Annotated in this window: 17 protein-coding genes, 1 pseudogene and 1 other annotated feature; of the genes and pseudogenes, 7 read left to right on the top strand and 11 right to left on the bottom strand. The window is 61.7% G+C overall.

Translation table 11 applies throughout. The annotated features are described in order from the left end of the window. Positions 1 to 32 precede the first annotated feature (32 nt). The 3 genes from CDO46_RS01655 to CDO46_RS01645 form a co-directional block, all read right to left on the bottom strand. Positions 33 to 989, bottom strand: coding sequence for a tripartite tricarboxylate transporter substrate binding protein (locus tag CDO46_RS01655; protein WP_087836838.1), 957 nt, complete (start codon positions 987 to 989; stop codon positions 33 to 35). Positions 990 to 1,025: 36 nt separating this feature from the next. Then, a complete protein-coding gene (locus CDO46_RS01650) occupies positions 1,026 to 2,480 on the bottom strand; it encodes an aldehyde dehydrogenase family protein (RefSeq protein WP_087836837.1) in 1,455 nt (484 codons plus the stop codon). A gap of 115 nt (positions 2,481 to 2,595) precedes the next feature. Next, positions 2,596 to 3,528, bottom strand: coding sequence for a LysR family transcriptional regulator (locus tag CDO46_RS01645; protein WP_087836836.1), 933 nt, complete (start codon positions 3,526 to 3,528; stop codon positions 2,596 to 2,598). 204 nt (positions 3,529 to 3,732) lie between these two features. Between CDO46_RS01645 and CDO46_RS01640 the strand changes: the two genes are divergently transcribed. Beyond that, positions 3,733 to 3,936: a cold-shock protein gene (locus CDO46_RS01640; protein ID WP_087836835.1), complete on the top strand. Its 204-nt coding sequence runs from the start codon at positions 3,733 to 3,735 to the stop codon at positions 3,934 to 3,936. 100 nt (positions 3,937 to 4,036) lie between these two features. Here the strand turns inward: CDO46_RS01640 and CDO46_RS01635 are convergent, their stop codons facing one another. Continuing rightward, a complete protein-coding gene (locus CDO46_RS01635; RefSeq protein ID WP_087836834.1) occupies positions 4,037 to 5,104 on the bottom strand; it encodes a linear amide C-N hydrolase in 1,068 nt (355 codons plus the stop codon). A gap of 92 nt (positions 5,105 to 5,196) precedes the next feature. Beyond that, positions 5,197 to 6,189 carry a tripartite tricarboxylate transporter substrate binding protein gene (locus tag CDO46_RS01630; RefSeq protein ID WP_087836833.1) on the bottom strand — a complete coding sequence of 331 codons (993 nt, stop codon included), beginning with the start codon at positions 6,187 to 6,189 and terminating at the stop codon, positions 5,197 to 5,199. A 159-nt stretch (positions 6,190 to 6,348) separates the two neighbouring features. On the opposite strand from CDO46_RS01630, the gene CDO46_RS01625 reads away from it, so the two are divergent. After that, entirely contained in the window at positions 6,349 to 7,899 is a 1,551-nt protein-coding gene (locus CDO46_RS01625) for a UbiD family decarboxylase (RefSeq protein WP_087836832.1), read from the top strand. 49 nt (positions 7,900 to 7,948) lie between these two features. Here the strand turns inward: CDO46_RS01625 and CDO46_RS01620 are convergent, their stop codons facing one another. Both CDO46_RS01620 and CDO46_RS01615 read right to left on the bottom strand, forming a co-directional pair. Further along, positions 7,949 to 8,851: a cysteine hydrolase family protein gene (locus CDO46_RS01620; protein WP_087836831.1), complete on the bottom strand. Its 903-nt coding sequence runs from the start codon at positions 8,849 to 8,851 to the stop codon at positions 7,949 to 7,951. Between the two features lie 10 nt (positions 8,852 to 8,861). Beyond that, a complete protein-coding gene (locus CDO46_RS01615; RefSeq protein ID WP_087836830.1) occupies positions 8,862 to 10,127 on the bottom strand; it encodes a solute carrier family 23 protein in 1,266 nt (421 codons plus the stop codon). A gap of 193 nt (positions 10,128 to 10,320) precedes the next feature. Between CDO46_RS01615 and CDO46_RS01610 the strand changes: the two genes are divergently transcribed. After that, on the top strand, positions 10,321 to 10,902 hold the full coding sequence (locus tag CDO46_RS01610) for a BON domain-containing protein (protein WP_207958701.1): 582 nt from the start codon (positions 10,321 to 10,323) through the stop codon (positions 10,900 to 10,902). Between the two features lie 164 nt (positions 10,903 to 11,066). On the opposite strand, the gene CDO46_RS01605 is transcribed toward CDO46_RS01610, so the two are convergent. Then, positions 11,067 to 11,387, bottom strand: coding sequence for a recombinase family protein (locus tag CDO46_RS01605; RefSeq protein ID WP_132980707.1), 321 nt, complete (start codon positions 11,385 to 11,387; stop codon positions 11,067 to 11,069). A 55-nt stretch (positions 11,388 to 11,442) separates the two neighbouring features. On the opposite strand from CDO46_RS01605, the gene CDO46_RS01600 reads away from it, so the two are divergent. Then, a protein-coding gene (locus CDO46_RS01600) for an IS3 family transposase (protein ID WP_087836873.1) occupies positions 11,443 to 12,671 on the top strand; the annotation gives its coding sequence in 2 pieces (ribosomal slippage) (positions 11,443 to 11,722 and positions 11,722 to 12,671; 1,230 coding nt in all). Continuing rightward, positions 11,721 to 11,837: a sequence feature (AL1L pseudoknot), on the top strand. (Overlaps the previous gene by 117 nt.) 28 nt (positions 12,672 to 12,699) lie before the next feature. On the opposite strand, the pseudogene CDO46_RS01595 reads toward CDO46_RS01600, so the two are convergent. Continuing rightward, a pseudogene (locus CDO46_RS01595) lies at positions 12,700 to 12,957 on the bottom strand (recombinase family protein); the annotation flags it as partial. A 203-nt stretch (positions 12,958 to 13,160) separates the two neighbouring features. Beyond that, positions 13,161 to 13,796 (bottom strand): recombinase family protein, encoded by a 636-nt coding sequence (locus CDO46_RS01590; protein ID WP_087836827.1) that lies wholly within the window; start codon positions 13,794 to 13,796, stop codon positions 13,161 to 13,163. A 258-nt stretch (positions 13,797 to 14,054) separates the two neighbouring features. Here CDO46_RS01590 and CDO46_RS01585 point away from each other — a divergent pair, with 258 nt between their 5' ends. The 3 genes from CDO46_RS01585 (at position 14,055) to CDO46_RS01575 (ending at position 17,159) form a co-directional block, all read left to right on the top strand. Next, positions 14,055 to 15,335, top strand: coding sequence for an EAL domain-containing protein (locus tag CDO46_RS01585; protein ID WP_087836826.1), 1,281 nt, complete (start codon positions 14,055 to 14,057; stop codon positions 15,333 to 15,335). A gap of 681 nt (positions 15,336 to 16,016) precedes the next feature. Then, on the top strand, positions 16,017 to 16,922 hold the full coding sequence (locus CDO46_RS27850; protein WP_140416820.1) for a hypothetical protein: 906 nt from the start codon (positions 16,017 to 16,019) through the stop codon (positions 16,920 to 16,922). A gap of 54 nt (positions 16,923 to 16,976) precedes the next feature. Further along, a complete protein-coding gene (locus CDO46_RS01575) occupies positions 16,977 to 17,159 on the top strand; it encodes a PAS domain-containing protein (protein ID WP_087836824.1) in 183 nt (60 codons plus the stop codon). Between the two features lies 1 nt (position 17,160). Here CDO46_RS01575 and CDO46_RS27845 read toward each other — a convergent pair. Beyond that, positions 17,161 to 17,251 (bottom strand): IS3 family transposase (locus tag CDO46_RS27845; RefSeq protein ID WP_140416819.1); only part of this gene is annotated, 91 nt, incomplete at its 5' end.

The raw sequence follows: 17,251 nt of genomic DNA, 5'->3' as shown, positions 1-17,251 counted from the left end.
GCGGGACCTCGTGGCGGGAATGGATCGACGGACTATATCTTGGCGCCGGACGCCTTGATGATCTTTTCCCATTTGACGATCTCGGACTTCGTGAAATCGCCCAGGGCCTGGGGCGTGCCGCCCGCCGGCACGGCGCCCTGCTCGGCCAGCGCCGCCTTCACGTCGGGCATCTGCAGGATCTTCACCATGGCCGCGTTGAGCTTGTCGATCACCGCCTTGGGCGTGCCGGCGGGCGCGTAGATGGCGGACCATGCCGCGGTCTCGAAGCCCGGCAGGGTCTCGGCGATGGTGGGCACGTCCGGTACCTGCGGCGCGCGCTGTGCGCTGGTCACCGCCAGGATGCGCACCTTGCCGCCCTTGACCATGGGCAGCCCGGTGGGCATGTTGACGAACATCATCTCGACCTGGCCGCCGGCCAGGTCCACGATAGCCGGCGCCCCTCCCTTGTACGGGACGTGCAGCACGTCGATGCCCGCCACCGACTTGAACAACTCGGACGACAACTGGCTGGAAGTGCCCAGGCCCGTGGACGCGTACGACATCTTCTTGCCCGACTTGGCATACGCGATCAGCTCCTGCGTGGTTTTGACCGGCAGCGAAGGGCTGACCAGCAGGATGTTGGGCACGGTGCCGACCAGGATCACCGGCGCCAGGTCCTTCACCGGGTCGTAGCCCAGCTTCTCGTACAGCGTGATGTTGATCGAGACGATCTCGGACCCCATCAGCAGCGTGTAGCCGTCGGCTGGCGACTTGGCCACCGCCTCGGCGGCGATATTGCCGCCCGCGCCCGAGCGGTTCTCGATCAGCACCGGCTGGCCCAGCGCCTCGGCCAGCCGCGGGCCGACCGTTCGGGCGAAGAAATCCACCGTGCCGCCTGCCGGGAACGGCACCAGCATCTTGATGGGCTTGGAGGGATAGGTATCGGCGCGGGCGGCGCCCGACAGCAGGGAAAAGGCAGCGATCCAGCAGAATACGGTCAAGCGTTTCATGGGCAGGCTCCTGGCGTCAGTGCGGCAGAGGAAAAGTCAGGCGTAGTTGATGACCATCAGGCGGATCTCGGACATCTCGTCCATGGCGTAGCGCGTGCCTTCACGGCCGGTGCCCGACTCCTTCCACCCGCCGAAGGGCATGTTGTCGATGCGGTAGATCGGCACGTCGTTGATCATCAGGCCACCGACCTCCCAATCCTCGATCGCCCGGAAGGCACGGCGCAGGTCCTGCGTGAAGATGCCGCCCTGCAATCCGTACTTAGAATCGGCGGCACGATGCACCGCCTGGTCGAAATCCTGGTAGCGATTCACGGTGACGACGGGCCCGAAAATCTCCTCGTCCTCTACCTTCATGCCGGGCCGCGTGTCTGTCAGCACCGTCGGCATCACCACCGCACGCTCGCGCGAACCTCCTGCCAGCACGCGCGCGCCCTGCGCCACGGCCTCGTCCACCCACGACTGGATGCGCCTGGCCGAGTTCTCGTCGATCACCGGACCGACGTCGACGCCCTCTTCCATTGGATTGCCCACCCGGCAGGCCCCGACCTTCGCGACCAGCTTCTCGATGAAGACATCGGCCACCGACTCCTGCACCAGGATGCGCTGCACCCCGATGCAGTACTGGCCGCCGTACACCACCCCGCCCCGCACGCAGCGCGCGGCGGCCAGATCCAGGTCGGCATCCTCGGCCACGATCACCGCGCCGTTGCCGCCCAGCTCCAGCGCCACCTTCTTGCGGCCGGCGATGGCCTTGATGTGCCAGCCCACCTTGGCGCTCCCGGTGAAGGTCACCATCGCGAAGCGCTCGTCGCGCACCATGGCCTCGGCCAGGTCCACCGGACAATGGACGACCTCCAGCGCGCCCGCGGGCAGCCCCGCGTCGGCCAACAGCTCTTGCAGCAGCAGCGCGGTCAGCGGCGTCTGCGGCGCCGGCTTGAGCACCACGCTGTTGCCGACCGCGATCGCCGGGGCGACCTTGTGCATCACCAGATTCAGCGGGAAATTGAAGGGCGCGATGGCCAGGATGGTGCCGATCGGGAAGCGACGCGCGATTCCCACACGGCGGCGCATCGACGCCAGCGCCGCGTGGTCCAGGTCCGCCAGCGAAGCTGGGCGGCCATCGGCGTCCGTGGTCTGGTACTCGAACACCCCGGCATCCGCGTCCAGCGGCACCTCGTCGCCATGCTGGAGCCGGGCCTCCGCCGCCGCGTTGGTCAGGTTGAAGATCGCCCGCGACACCTCGCCGCGCGCATCGAACAATGGCTTGCCCGCCTCCGCGGCGATGGTGCGCACGAACTCGTCGCGGCGCACCTTCAGCAATTCCGCCGCTCGCGACAGGATGTCGGCGCGCGCGAAGCGCGGCAGCTTGCGCATGACCTCGAAGGCGCGCTGCGCCCGGACGATGGCCTGCTCCACGTCGGCGGGACCGGCAACCGGCATTTCGCCCACCACACTGCCGTCATAGGGAGACAGGATTTTCTCTAAAGTCATGCCGCGGGCTCCAGGCGTTCCATGAAAGTACTTTCATTAAACGCGTCAGGCCTGTGCCACGGAAGCGGGGAACAAGTGATGGCAGCGTTCTGAAAAATAGAACACCTGGGCGGAATCACCGCCCCTTGCACTTCGCCAGCAACGGCTCGAGAAAAGCCCTGGCCGCGGCCGATAGCTTGTGGTGACGAGCCGTGATGATGTCCAGGCTGGCCTGCCGGCACGACTTGTCCGAAACCGGCACCCCGGCCAGCAGCCCAGCGGCCTCTTCGTGTGCGAACGTCAGGGGCGGCATGCACGAGATCACATCCGAGCCCGCCACCAGCGTCTTGAGCAATTGCAGCGAATTGGCCACGCAATGGACGGACAACGTAACGCCGGCGCGCATGGCGGCGTGGTCGATCAGATAGCGGGTGCCGAAGGTCTCATCCGGCAACACCATCCGTTCGCCGGCAAGATCCGCCATGCGCAACGACTTGCGGCGCGCCAGCGGATGCGAAGGGCGGCAAATCACCTGCAACGGCTGCGCCAGCCGCCCTTGCAGCACCAGGTCCTCGCGGCTCAGCACGTCGAACGCCAGCCCGATCTCGGCCGATTCCCCCACCACCCGGTCGGCGATCTGATGCGTGCCGCACACCTCCACGTGGAAATCGATGCCCGGGTACTCGGCGCTGAAGCGCGTCATCAGCGCCGGCAGGAAATCCCCGGTCACGGCCTCGATCACCGCCAGCCGGACCGTGCCGCGCCGCAAATCGGTCAGGTCGTGCAGATCCGAGCGAATGCGTTCGATGCGATGGTCGCTGTCGCGGACGAACTCGAACAGCATCCGCCCCGCCTCGGTAGGCAGCATGCCGCGCGGCGAGCGCTCGAACAGCGACGCGCCCAGTTCCTGCTCCAGGTTCACGATCTGGCGGCTGATGGCGCTGGGGGCAACGAAAAAGAGCTCGGACGCCCGGCGCAGGGAGCCTGTGCGGACGACTTCGGCGAAGTAGCGAAGAGCCTGTGGCTGGAGCATGGGGACGGTGGGGAGTGGCGGTTTCGGAAGAATCATTGCATATCCGCCACCGGAGCCGCCGAGTCCTGTCACACAATACGCCTTGACGGTGGAGGCCGCATGCCTGATAGTGTATGCAGATCTTCAAGTGTTGCGATTCCTGCGGTTGTGTGCGATCCGATAGTGCGCCATAAATTGTTCTAGTCCCTCCTTGATCGTCTGTTCCCGGGCGTGTGCCCATCTCTCATCAAGGAAACAATTATGGAAACCGGTATCGTCAAGTGGTTCAACGCTGAAAAAGGCTTCGGCTTCATCATGCCGGACAACGGCGGCAAGGACCTGTTCGCGCACTTCTCCGAAATCCAGGGCAACGGCTACAAGTCGCTGCAGGAAAACCAACGCGTCAGCTTCATCGCCGGCCAGGGCCCCAAGGGTCCCCAGGCGACCAAGATCACGCCGCTGTAACGCTTGACATACGCCGGTTGGTAACGGCGTAGGTTCAAAAACGACAAGCCCTCGCAAGAGGGCTTGTTTGTTATGGGCGGTCGAAATGAGGCCGATCGATTCAGATCCCAAGGAATTTGAACGGCGCCGCCGGCTTGAACCCCCCGTTGGCCATGCCCGAGTAGATGTTCGCCTGGTTCGGGCCGAGGTCGAGTTTCATCACCTGTCCGGTCTCGCGCGAGAAATCCAGCTTCGCCAGGTCGACCCAGAAGATGTTGGGCGTCAGCGCCGATTCGAAGAAATAGCGCTTGCGCTTGTGGTCGGCGACGGTGCGCCAGCGGGTCGACGAAATATTGGGCTGGTCCGGCGTGGTGATGCCCAGGGGCACCGAGACGTTGCGGATGACGCTGAAGACGCTGGCGATCGTCTCCAGCGGATCTTCCGTCTTGGGAATCGCGTTGACGTAGAAAGCCGCCCGGGCAAACCGGTCGGATGCCCGGTTGGTGCCGGGCAGCATGACCGTCCCGCCGATCTGCTTCCAGTACTCCTCCATCGCCAGCTGTTTGTCGAAGGTTGGCGAGTTGGTCATGACCTGGTAGTCGCGGCTGTGGTGGATGACTTGCCTGCCGTCGATGTATTCGATGATGGCGCTGTCGCCGCTGGCATCCGAGAGCGAGAGATGCAGGGTCGCCAGGCGGGCTTCGCCGGGAACGTTGTCGGTGACGACGGTGAAAGGCTCTTTCGCCAAGGTGTCGACCGCCTCCTGGACGGTGGCGAAGTTGTCGAGCGCGTATTGCGCCCAGGCCGCGAGCGTCAGGCCGGGCGTCTTGCCGTCGTAGGCGGGATAGGAGGACTCGACCAGCCACAGGACGTTGGCCACCAGCCCCGCTTCGTTCATGCCGTCCGTTGTCGAGATGTCATAGCCCGAGGCGATGACGCTTCCGTATTTCGAGGTCCATTGGATGGAGTTCGGGCCGGCTTCGCCGGATCGCCTCATGCCGCGCGGAAACACCCACAGGTTGGTGCCGACGTCGACCTTCCAGTCCATCGAGCGCGCCGTGACGACCTGTCCGCCGGCGCCGAGATAGACAAAGCGGGTGCAGGCTTGCGCCGCCGAAACAGCCAGCATGCTTGCGCAGGCAAGCAAGGCGGCGCAGGCGGACGCGTAGCGGGGCATTCTCGGGTTCATCAAACGCTCCATCCGAAGTGTCGATGGACTTTACCGCATCGGAACCGGAAGCAGGCCCGATGCGGCGGCCGGATGGCGGGTCAGGAAGAGTCCTACTGCGGTTCTATCCCCGCGTCCTGGACGATCTTGGTCCAGGTCGGAAGATCGGATTGGATCAACCTGGCAAAATCCGCTTGCGAGCCGGGCATCATTTCTATGCCGACAGGCGCGAATTTCTCGTGTGTGGAAGGCAGTTTCAGCATGGCCTGCACGGCGGCGTTCAGCTTGTCCGCGATCGGCTGGGGAATGCCGCTCGGCGCGACCAGGCCGATCCATACCGTCATCGAGAACCCGGGAATGATTTCGTTCAGCGCCGGCAGATCGGGCATGGCTTCGCTGCGCGTCTGGCCGGTGGAGGCCAGGGCCCGCAGCCGCCCGGACTGGACATAGGGAAGCGTCGAGGTTCCGCCCTCGAACATCATGTCGATCTGGCCGCCCAGCAAATCGTTCATGGCCGGGGCGCTGCCCTTGTACGGCACGTGCAGGATATTCGTACCGGTACGGCGCGTGAACATTTCGCCCGCCAGATGGTGGGTGCCGCCGCGGCCCAACGAGCCGTAGGTGAGTTTGCCGGGTTTGGATTTCGCCAGCGCGACCAGTTCCTGGACGGATTTCACCGGAACGGAACTGTTGACCACGAGATAGAACGGCGTGGAGAACATCGTGGCAATAGGCGTGAAATCCTTCGCCGGATCGACGAGCAGCCCCTTGGTCGTCAGCGGGTTCAGGATCATGCCGGTTTGCGAGCTGACGAACAGGGTGTAGCCGTCGGGCGCGGCACGGGCGGCGGCATTGGCCCCGATGGCCTGGTTGGCGCCGGGGCGGTTCTCCACGACCACGGGTTGCCCCAGCCGGCTGGCCATGTCTTCGGCCAGGGCACGGCTGAACGTGTCCACCAGGCCGCCGGGCGTATAGGGCACGATGAGCTTGATCATGCGGTCCGGGTACCGGCCGGCCTGGTCCTGGGCGGGCGCGGCAACCGGTGCCAGCACCGCTGCTGCCAGGGCCAGCCAGGTCCCGGCTCTTGTTCCTAAGCGTGTCTTCATGTCGTCTCCTCCTAGGGGCAAAGCGGGCGCTTCATGCGCGTCGTGGTTTACACCGCCATCTGCGGATGGTCGTGGCGTTTCTCTGTTGCCGAGACTAATATAAGAATATTTTATATAAACAATCTTTACAAATACTTCGTCGCAACAAGGAGGAGAAACATGAACGCGCCCCTTCCCCGATCAGAAAGCCGTCCCGATCTACAACGATTCGGCCTGCGTACCTTTCTTGCGTCCCTGCCCGCCGACGACCTGGAACGACATGCCGCGCCCGTCGCGCTTGCCGATATCGCCGCCCGCCTGGAGAGCAATCCGCGCGCGGCATGGTTCGAAAACATCGAAGGGAGCCGCTTCGCCTTGTGCGGCAACGTCGCGGGCAGCCGGGCCCGCCTGGCCGCCGCCTTCGGGACCACGGCGGACAAGGTGCTGTCCGAGGTGCTCGCGCGGCTGCGCAAGCCGGGCGAACTGGTGGAAGTGCCGCGCGCGCATGCGCCGGTCCAGGAGGTCGTGCTGACCGGCGACGAATGCGACTTGACCGCCCTGCCGGTGCACCTGCAGCACGAATTCGACGGCGCGCCCTACATATCGGCGTCGGTCGACTTCGTCCACGATCCCTTCGCCGGGCATACGAACGTGGGCATGCGCCGCCTCATGCTGCGCGGCCGCCGGTCGGCGGGCGTGGATCTGGTCGCGCCTTCCGATTTGCGCGCCATCTACATGGCGCGCGCGGAACGCGGCGAGCGCACGCCGGTGGCGTTCGCCATCGGCAGCCACCCCATCGATCAACTCGCCGCCACGCTTCGCTTTCCCGGCGACGAACTGGCGCTTATCGCGGCCTTGCGCGCCCAGCCTTTGGGCGTCGTCAAGTGCGTGACCAACGATCTGATGGTGCCCGCCGATGCCCAGTTCATCCTCGAAGGCTATTTCGACGAGCGCGGCCATGTGGAACCCGAAGGTCCTTTCGGCGAATTTCTCGGCTACTACGGAGCGGTAAAACGCAATCCGCTCTTCCACTTGACCGCGATCACCCATCGCCGGGACGCCATCTTTCAAACCTCCTCCATCGGCGGACCGAGCATGCACTGCACGGATACGGCGCAGCTTTGCTCCCTGCGAACAGAGGTCCTCGTCTGGAAAGCGCTCGAGTCCGCCGTGCGCGAAGTGCGGGCGGTCTACGCGCCCCCCGCCGCGGGAGGATCGTTCAACGTCCGCATCGCGTTGCAGCAACGCGTCCCGGGCGAAGCCCGCAATGCCATCGCCGCCGCATTCGGCTGCCTGGGCAACGTCAAGAATGTGTTCGTCGTCGACCCGGACATCGACATCTATTCCGACGCCCAGATGGAGTGGGCGCTGGCGACGCGTTTTCAGGCAAGCAGGGACCTGGTCGTCCAAAGCGGCTTGAGGACCGTTCCATTGGATCCTTCGCTGGAGGGCTCGCGAACGACCGACAAGACCGGATTCGACATGACGCTGCCATGGCTGGCGCCTGGGGCCAGGCGCCCTATCGAGCATGAGGTTCCGCATCCCCCAAGGTTCGGGGCTTCGAGCCATGCTTCCCTGGAGGCTGCGCTGGAGAGCGGGCCCAAGTTTTTCGCGGAGCTTATGACGGCGGTTGGGACTCGGGATGGGCGCGAGCTTGTCCGGGGGCTGGAAGATATTACCTCCCGGCGCGCGATTGTGCGTGATGATCAGGGGCGCTATCGGTTTGGTTGATTCCAATACCGGGCAATGGCGACAGCAGTCCGGCGACACGCACCGCAGGCTACTCGATCAGACCTGCTGCCGACAAGCCCGCATGGAGCCGGACGCTATCAGACACCCAGCCGAACACCCCACCCTGCATTTTTACCATTTTGATCGCGGCCTCGTGGTTACCCATGTCGGTCGCCCCTGTGGCGTCCTTCAACAACATGCACCAATAGCCGAGGTCATTGGCCTGGCGCATGATGGTATGGACGCATACGTCGGTCGTGATACCACACAGGATGAGATGCGTAATGCCCGCATTCTGCAGGGTCAGGAAAAAATCACTTACCAGTGCCGCGCCTTTGCCAGCCTTGTCCACGATCAATTCGCCCGACACCGGCTCGACTTCCTTCACGATGCCCCAGCTCAAGGACCCTCGGACCAGTAGCGGCCCTAGCCCTCCGGCCGGAGTCTCGCCTATCCCAACCGCGTTCTTGCCGATGATCTTGCTCCGCAGGATCTTGTTGTACGGACAGTCGCTCAGATCCGGCACATGGCCTTCCCGGCAATGCAGCACCAGCAAACCGGCCAGCCGTGCGTCCCGCAACGCGCGCGCCGCGTATTTCAACGGGTTCGCGGTGTTGTCCAGGGAGTACCCCATCACGTCGACATATCCATGCTCTCCGCAGAAGTCGACTTGCCAGTCGATCGACACGAGCGCCGTGCGACCCGCGTCGAACTCAAGGTAGGACGTATCGCCGAAGCCAGGGACATCTTCGCAAGCGACCTGGAAAAGCTTTCCTTTGGGTGGACCATAGAGCCATTGTGGAACGCCATAGAAACCCGTCTGTTTCCAATGCTCATAGCCTTGGCGGACTCGTTCAAGTATCTCCCCCCGTCGGCGTAGCAGCGACTCCTCGTAGGTACGATGCACGCCGGCCTGCGACGGCGTACCCTTGTGAATCACATCGTCTTCCATTGCAGCTCTCCTAGGACGTCGGCCGGGCACGAAAGATAACGTGCTCGAACAACATGACAAACAAGATAACGGAAATGACGGGGTTGCCGAAGATCGCCTTGACCAGGACCGGCATGTTCGCCCAGGCCTGCGCCGGCAACAGGTACAGCCCCAGGCTCAGAAACATCGAAAAACCCACGAGGGTCTGTTCGCGCCGCTCAAAGACCGGAGCTGCACCGAGCGTGTGCGCACCGATTCCCAGGACCGTGGAAGCGATACCCAGCAGCACGGCGCCCGCGATTTCATCCGGCATGGCTGCCATCAGGGCGCCGAACGGACCGATGAAGGCCAGCCCGACGAATACAGCGGCGGCTGCGATGATGAAAGCACGAGCTGCCACCCTGGTCAGTTGAACGATGCCGAGGTTCTCGCCATAGGACACCGTCGCCGGCGCGCCAAGCAAGCCCGGCAATACGGTCTCCGCCAACGCGAAAATCAAGAAGGATCGCCGTTCGACAACCGGCGATACAGTCTCGCCGACCACATCTGCATAGCCATGCAAGTTGCCATAGAAATTGAGCGCCGCCATCAGGTTGACGACAAGCATCAGCAACACGAGATCCCATGGCGGCATCGACAAGCCATAGGGTAGTACTCGCGGAGTGGTCAGCCACGGCGCTTGAGCGACCAAGGCCACATCGAACCGCCCCATGGCGAGGAAGGCCAGGTAGCCCAGCCCGATGATCAGCAACGGCGGCAAGGTCGCCAGCACACCCCGGCCATGTATCGCCAGTACGCTTCCACCGAGGGCCAGCACCATTGCCACCATGAAATCCACGCCGATGCCACCGCGCGCCATGGAAGCAATGCCCAGACCTGCCACAGAAATGCCCACCATCATGATCATCGATCCGAGAACCAGCGGGCTCCACAAGCGCTGGACATACCGCACGACGCCGCAAAGCACCAGTACGGCGATGGCTAGTCCGGCCATCGCCTGAGCCGTGAAGGCGTGCAGCGCATAGTCCGCCCCGCCTGCCCCATACGCCGCCACGATGGCCAACGAAGGAATCACGTTGGGGCCGGAGACCATCGCAAACCGGTGCCCCAGCCAGCTCTGCAGCAATGTGGCAAGCCCTATGGTGAACACGATCGCCGACAGGTACTGCGTCAAAGCGACGCCGCGCAGTCCCAGGCCGGCTCCCACGATCACATAGCCCCACACCACGGCATAGAACATTGTCACCAGCCATTGGGAACCGTAGACGAGCCAGTCCCCGCGCCGACCTCGGCGCATCGTCGCGGCGATAGACCAGATCCGACACAGGAAGCCTCCACTCGAAACGAGATGGCTCTATTTAAGAAGTGAACGACGCGACGATTCTTAATCTATGTCAAGAAAATCTCTGTGGGGATTCCCATAATTGGGCTGCATGGTCGACGCCGAGTGTCGACCTGCAATCCATATCAGCCACCAAGGGAGACTCAGCATGACAATGCCCCAGTTACTTGCCATTCTTCCGCTGGTCCTGATCCTGGTCCTGCTCCTTCCGCCCTTTCGTTTCCACTTCCTGCTGGCCGGCCTGATCGGGGGTATCGCGGCAGTGCTGATCGGCAAGCTTCCCGCGGCCGCCATCAGCAAACTTTTCCTGGATGGCATGGGCCAGATCATGACCATCTACTCGGTCATGCTGTTCGCGGCAACCGCCATGGTCCTGGCCCGCTGCGGCTGCACCAAAGCCGTCATGGACCTCATCCGCGGCTGGTTCGGGGAACGGCTGGAATACGTCGCTGCCGCCATGGTCCTGGTGCAAGGAGCGGCCAGCTACATGGCTGGCAACGGCGCGGCCAACACGCTGGTCACCGCTCCACTGGTTGTGCGGCGTCGCATCGAGGATGCTCTCAAGCGCAACGCACAGATCGAAGCGAATGGCATTACGGTAAAAGTCAACGACAACAAGGTCACGCTGGAGGGTAAAGTGCGCAGCTGGCTTGAACGAAGCGCTGTCGAAAACGCGGCATGGTCGGCACCCGGCATTGCTCAGGTCGACGACCGGCTGGTCGTGAACTGATCCGGCGTGCAGCTCGGCCAGACCGTTCCGGTGGCGGCCAGCGGACCGGATGGCCGCCGCAGCAAACGCCAGTACGACCTGTCACCCCTGGAGACCGGCGGCATCACACGGCCTTGATCGTCAAGCTGTGCCGCTCGTTCGGGGGTGCCGGGCCGCACAGTGTGCTACAAGCCGAGGGACAGAGTTTCTGATTCCAGCGCCACAACACGACGTAGCGTCCTAGGGTGCACTTTATAATATGCCGCGACTTCCTTGAGCGGTCTATTTTCTGCCAGTGCACGCAGGGCTTCGACTCTTTGTTCGGGCGACATCGCTCTGCATCGCCCTAAAGGACGACCAAGCGCACGGGCAGCCGCCATGCCAGCCTTGGTGCGCTCACTGATCAATGAGCGCTCGAACTCCGCCAGAGCGGCCATCATGTGAAAAAGCAGCATGCCGCCCGAAGTTTCCGTGGAGATGTTCTCGGTAAGCGAGACAAAATGCACTCTGAATCGCCTCGGGTTTTGCGGAGGCTCCAGTCTTTGAGAAAATGGAGCCCCTATGAGCAAGCAGAACAAGTTTTCCCCTGAAGTCCGTGAACGCGCCGTGCGCCTGGTGCAGGAGCATCGTGGCGAGTATCCATCGTTGTGGGCAGCAGTCGAGTCCATTGCGCCGAAGATCGGTTGCGTGCCGGCTACGCTGCTGGACTGGGTCAAGCGCAGCGAGATCGACAGCGGCATGCGTGACGGCATGACCACCAGCGAACGCGAACGCATGAAGGCGCTGGAACGAGAGAACAAAGAACTGCGCCGGGCCAACGAGATTCTGAAGTCGGCCAGTGCTTTTTTCGCCCAGGCGGCGCTCGACCGCGAACTGAAGAAGTAAGCGCCTATATCGACCGGCACCGAGACGTCTACGGGGTCGAGCCGATCTGCAAGGTGTTGCAGGTTGCCCCATCGGCGTATCGGCGTCATGCCGCCCGTCAACTGCGTCCAGAACTGCGCAGTGCTCGCAGCCGACGCGACGAGGGTTTGATGGCAGAGATTCGGCGTGTCTGGCAAGCCAATATGCAGGTCTACGGCGCACGCAAAGTCTGGCATCAACTGCAACGGGAAGGCATTGCCGCAGCCCGCTGCACAGTTGAACGCCTGATGCGTCGCCTGGGTCTGCAGGGCGTGCGCCGGGGTAAGCGGGTGCGTACCACCATTGCTGACAGTTCGCAGGCGTGCCCGTTGGATAGGGTCAATCGTCACTTCCATGCTGACAGGCCCAATCAGTTATGGGTATCGGATTTCACCTACGTGTCGACCTGGCAGGGTTGGTTGTACGTGGCCTTCGTCATTGACGTATTCGCCCGCCGTATCGTCGGTTGGCGCGTGAGCAATACCATGAGCACAGACTTCGTGTTGGATGCCCTGGAGCAGGCCCTGTATGACCGACGTCCCGCTGACTCCCTGATCCACCATTCTGACCGAGGATCGCAATACGTGTCCATCCGCTATACCGAACGCCTGGGCAAGGCAGCCATCGAGCCGTCTGTCGGTAGCCGAGGCGATAGCTACGACAACGCCCTGGCTGAGACCATCAACGGGTTGTACAAGGCCGAACTGATCCATCGCCGAGCTCCCTGGAAAACCAGGGCCGCCGTGGAGTTGGCAACACTGGAATGGGTCGCTTGGTATAACCATCAGCGCCTGCTCGGGTCCATCGGGTATATTCCCCCTGCACAGGCTGAAGAACTCTATCACCGTAACTACTCTGAAGCTGTGCCGATGAACGCTGTACTTTAACCAAACAGCCTCCTCGATTCCCGGGGCGATTCACTCCACGCTTTCCAAGCTGATGGATCAAATCTACCAGCGCGCGCAGCGACCTCCCGAGCCGATCGAGACGCCATACTACGAGTGTCGCCCCCCTGTGCAGCTTCTTAAGCACAGCGTCCAACCCGGGGCGCCGAAGATAAGCCCCAGACGTTCGATCTGTATAGATGGCGTCGCAGCAGGCTTTTTCAAGCGCAGCAACTTGTAAAGCAAGGTTTTGGTCCTCTGTCGATACTCTGGCATAACCGATTTTCATGGCTGGTCTTCATGCCACGCGTTCAAACATGAATCCGGTCGAGCACTGCTCTACCAGCTTTCACGGAAAAGAGCTACAGCAGCGACTCGCATCGCAGAAGTCCTACCGGACAAGGTCTCTTGATCCGGCTGTGAAGGCGAACGGACGTCACTCCGAAAAGTCTCAATAGAACGCTTTAGCAAAAAAAGAAATTTTCTGTTGCATTAACAAGGGGGTTTTTCTGTTGCAATTGTATCCTTTTGAATCGAATCTGCAACAGATTCGACGTGGGTTTTCTGTGCAAGCAGCGCATCCGTTCGCGCTGCCAGACGCTGCAGAGTGCGCGGATGAATTCCGTACCGCTGAGCCACCTCGGCGATAGGCTCTCGCTGCAGTTCCACTCGGGCTTCCTTCAGTTGTTCTTCGGTCAGCGCCAGGGGCCGGCCCATATGCCTGCCTTGGTATCGGGCTGCGGCCATCCCGGCTCGCGTCCGCTCACTGATAAGCGAGCGCTCAAATTCTGCCAAGGCGGCCATCATGTGAAACACGAGCCTCCCCGCGGAAGAGGCCGTGTCGATGTGTTCGGAGAGGGAAACGAACTCTACGCCGCCTTCCTTAAGACGGCTGACCATATCAACGAGGCTCACCAGGGACCGACCTAGGCGATCCAGCCTCCAGACCACGAATGTATCGCCGCATTGGAGGGCCTGCATCGCTTGCTTGAGTCCCGGCCGGGCAGTCGTTGAACCTGAATAGCCTTGATCTGTATAGATTCGTTCGCAACCAGTGCTTTCGAGAGCTCTTAATTGGAGAGCCAGGTTTTGATCCTGGGTCGATACACGGGCGTATCCGATCTTCATGCTTGACCTCGGCACGCGCAGAGACGTGGGAGGACCCGGCCCGATGATGCGCATGTTACGAAAATTGACAAAAGGGGTCCCTTTTGTCGGAGCGCGTTTTGTAACAAAATAGCCCATTGAAACGGTAAAGCTGCTTCACGATATCTGCTAGCTTGCGATAGTGACAAAAAGGACCCCTTTTGCAGAGGGGTGGACAGCCGGGAGGCTCTTCGGCAGCCTCCCGGCTGTAATTCGGGCTTCCGGCTCGGCCATGCCAGCATGTCGCAGCGCTGGGCGGCCCACATGAAATGCCGGCCAGTCATTGAGCACATTGGCGGCCCCGGCCATGCGGCCCGGCGGCAGGCGCCGCAACTTCTCGTCACGCTCAGAAATCATGCCCATCTCGCCGCAGTCTATGGGAACGCATTTGCCGCTGCCGTCGAGCGGGAGCTGCAGGGGCGAGCGCTTGCAGCCGGCATCACCAGCGACGCGGCGTTGCGACTCGGGGATGACCGCTTTCTACTGTCTCCCTATCCCATCCTGACCAGCGAGAGCGTTTCAAGAGAGCGCCTGCTCGAGTACGTCCTGATCTCTCTTTGCAGCACGCCCGTCGAACATGGGGGGCAAACGGCTTTCGCGCTCGTAGAGGCTCGTTTGATCGACGGGGTGGACACGAAGCTGACGGATTCCGGCATCGGCCCAGGCACGGCCACTCAGCCGGGATTCGCTCCGGACCAATGTACCGAGGCTTGGCGGCTTGAGTATGCGAAAGATATGTCGGAGGCTTTGCGCGTATTCCAGCTCTTGAATGCTGGACGATTGACGTTAGCCTTTCAGCCCATTGTTGCGCGGGTCGACTTCAGCCAGCAGCTCTACCAGGAAGGGCTCGTGCGCGCTCTTGACGAAGACGGCGAGCCGGTGTCCCTGGAGGCCGCGCTCAAGTCACTTGAGCGCGTGGGCCTGATCCGTCTGTTCGACCGATGCGTGGTGCAGGCGGTGCTGGCCCTCCTCAGGTTGCGACCAGCTCTTTGCCTCGGTTGCAACATTTCGGCGCAAAGCGTCGTCGTCGATTCCTGGTGGAGACAGGTGCTCGAGGACTTGGAGGCCGACCCTTTCGTGGCCTCGCGGCTCGTCATCGAATTGACCGAGAACGCGTCATTTCCTGGGACGGATGAACCCCTGGAGTTCGTGAGTAAGTTGCAGCAACTCGGTTGCCGCATCGCCTTGGACAATTTCGGCTCGAGATTCAACACGCTGGATTTCAGCGTGCGAGCCAAGCCCGCCATCATCAAGATCGACAACGGCTACCTGGGCCGCGGCCGCAGCGATGGCGCCGCGCGCAGCGTCCTGACCAACCTCGTCCAGCTGTGTTCCCGCCTTGCCGACGACATTGTCATCGAAGGCATCGAAAGCGAAGCCGATATCGACGCGGTACGGCGTCGCATGGACGTCTGGCTGCAGGGGGATTTCATCGGACGCGCCAAAGTGCGTCGTTCCGAGCATGGGATGGCGCCTGACCTCTTGATGGGCTGCACCGCAACGGCTTCCGAGCAAACGTGAACTACTGCTTCTGAGCAAGCCACGCCGACCAAGGTCTCGCATGAATTGCAATCAACAATTCTGGCATGAGGCAACCAAACGAAGCTTACTTCTTGGGAACAAGATGATGTTGTTCGGTAACAGGGTGAAGACGCACTGATGGATACAGCAGTCCTCTCCGAAAGCACAGCTATTCGCCGCCATCGACCGAACTTGCCGGTCAGGAAGGGGGGCCGGAAAGATGAAGACAGGCAAATGCGTCATCCGAGGTCTGCATTGGAGGCCTCGCGACTTGCAACTCCGTCGTGCCGCCAGCGTGTGCTGCTTGCCGACGCAGACAAACGTTTCTGCGCGGACGCATGCAGCTTCTTGAGCCAGCACGGCTGTCATGTTCGAGCGGTTGGCACTCATCGCGCTCTTGTGCACGCACTTGGCGCGTGGAAGCCATCCACCTTGTTTCTGAGCAGTACGTTGCCCGATCTTGACCTGTTGGAAATCGCAGAAATCGACCTGGGCCTGCCGGCCGACTACTGCATGGTTTTGTTGGTGGAGCCGTGTTTTCCAGAGCCGTTGACGATCCCTCGCAGGACGTCATGTATTGCAAGATTGGCCAAGGCGAGCTCCATATCTGAAATGCGCTATTTCGTATAGCTTTTCGAGTGAGTACAGAACATGAGTGCTGTTCAAGATAGAAGAAGTATCGTGTCCAGCCTGCACGATCACCCTGAAGCGATAGGGGAGCGACGGGTTCCATTCGACGCCCGCGAGCGCCGAGGCCAGTGGGAGAAAACCCACACGTTCGAACCTATGCTTCCGGTTGACATGCCGGCCAGCGGAATCAGCAGTGTCTTTTCGGAGATGCAAAGCGCTCTCCGCACGTTCTGCTGGAGCCATGTCTATGGCATGAATCGCTATAGGCGCTACCTCGCTGATTCAGCTTATGGCGCTACATTGCCGCTGCGTCAGCCCGCAAGTCGCTGGCCCGCAGGTACCTCGGCCAGCACCATGAAAGGTCCATGGACATTCGTGTTCGACGGTGTCGAGCACACGCTTCCAGATAGCAGAGGATGGCGCCACATACCTTGGGGGGAAGCATGGCTCACCATGCTGCATCGCTTCGAGGACCTCACCGCGGCCGGGGCGGACGAACGCTTGCCGTGGCATCAAGCTATCGTCAGGAGCTGGGCCATGGCAAACCTGCCCGGGCGTGGCCCGGCATGGTCACCGTCTTGCCTGTCTGCGCGGATCGTTCACTGGATCAAGTGGGATCTTCGTCACGGAGGACTGACTGGCGAGTTTCTTCTGCGGAGCTTGATAGTGCAGGTGCGCTATCTGCATCAGTTCCGCAGGGCGCACTGGCAGCGAGGGGGGCGGACTGATGTTGCCAAAGCTCTTATGTTCGCCGGCTGCTACTTTGAAAATTCTTCCGAGACCCGCCGTTGGCTAAATTGGGGGGTGCGCGCGTTCGACAGCTTGGGCGCCAATGAGTTGTCCAACGAGGATATGAACGACCTTTACACGCTTACACACATCTACCCACGAATGTCCCTGCCTCAGTTCATGGAACGGCGTGCTCGGCGCGCCTTGGCTTCCATAAATCACGATTAACCACCCATGTGAAGTATAGGCTGATGTTCTACTTGGCCCAGTGAGATTGGATACATGGCACAACGCAAGCCGATTGACGTTCACTTTGCATTTCGTCAATACGCGGATCAACAGCTTGAAAGTATCGTTATTTTTGAGGCTGAACGAAGCCTGCGCCGGGTGCTATATGTTAACGACGCGTTCAAGGAGTTAACCGGGTATCTGGGCTTGCCCCGCCTCTCCGGACAGGTTGTTTAACCTAACAAACCGCCGCCTCGAACTGCATGGGGCTGACGTATCCCAGCGTTGAGTGCTGGCGCCTTGTGTTGTAGAACCGCTCGATGTAGTCG

Source organism: Pigmentiphaga sp. NML030171, from assembly GCF_002188635.1.
GTDB classification, from domain to species: domain Bacteria; phylum Pseudomonadota; class Gammaproteobacteria; order Burkholderiales; family Burkholderiaceae_B; genus Pigmentiphaga; species Pigmentiphaga daeguensis.
Note: the sequence above shows the minus strand (reverse complement) of the source record. Positions and strands in the feature narration are given on the sequence as shown.

What these genes read in the sequence shown, in the direction of transcription:
- CDO46_RS01655 (WP_087836838.1), bottom strand. Translation starts at nt 989, where the DNA reads ATGAAACGCTTGACCGTATTCTGCTGGATCGCTGCCTTTTCCCTGCTG.
- CDO46_RS01650 (WP_087836837.1), bottom strand. Translation starts at nt 2,480, where the DNA reads ATGACTTTAGAGAAAATCCTGTCTCCCTATGACGGCAGTGTGGTGGGC.
- CDO46_RS01645 (WP_087836836.1), bottom strand. Translation starts at nt 3,528, where the DNA reads ATGATTCTTCCGAAACCGCCACTCCCCACCGTCCCCATGCTCCAGCCA.
- CDO46_RS01640 (WP_087836835.1), top strand. Translation starts at nt 3,733, where the DNA reads ATGGAAACCGGTATCGTCAAGTGGTTCAACGCTGAAAAAGGCTTCGGC.
- CDO46_RS01635 (WP_087836834.1), bottom strand. Translation starts at nt 5,104, where the DNA reads ATGAACCCGAGAATGCCCCGCTACGCGTCCGCCTGCGCCGCCTTGCTT.
- CDO46_RS01630 (WP_087836833.1), bottom strand. Translation starts at nt 6,189, where the DNA reads ATGAAGACACGCTTAGGAACAAGAGCCGGGACCTGGCTGGCCCTGGCA.
- CDO46_RS01625 (WP_087836832.1), top strand. Translation starts at nt 6,349, where the DNA reads ATGAACGCGCCCCTTCCCCGATCAGAAAGCCGTCCCGATCTACAACGA.
- CDO46_RS01620 (WP_087836831.1), bottom strand. Translation starts at nt 8,851, where the DNA reads ATGGAAGACGATGTGATTCACAAGGGTACGCCGTCGCAGGCCGGCGTG.
- CDO46_RS01615 (WP_087836830.1), bottom strand. Translation starts at nt 10,127, where the DNA reads ATGCGCCGAGGTCGGCGCGGGGACTGGCTCGTCTACGGTTCCCAATGG.
- CDO46_RS01610 (WP_207958701.1), top strand. Translation starts at nt 10,321, where the DNA reads ATGACAATGCCCCAGTTACTTGCCATTCTTCCGCTGGTCCTGATCCTG.
- CDO46_RS01590 (WP_087836827.1), bottom strand. Translation starts at nt 13,796, where the DNA reads ATGAAGATCGGATACGCCCGTGTATCGACCCAGGATCAAAACCTGGCT.
- CDO46_RS01585 (WP_087836826.1), top strand. Translation starts at nt 14,055, where the DNA reads ATGTCGCAGCGCTGGGCGGCCCACATGAAATGCCGGCCAGTCATTGAG.
- CDO46_RS01575 (WP_087836824.1), top strand. Translation starts at nt 16,977, where the DNA reads ATGGCACAACGCAAGCCGATTGACGTTCACTTTGCATTTCGTCAATAC.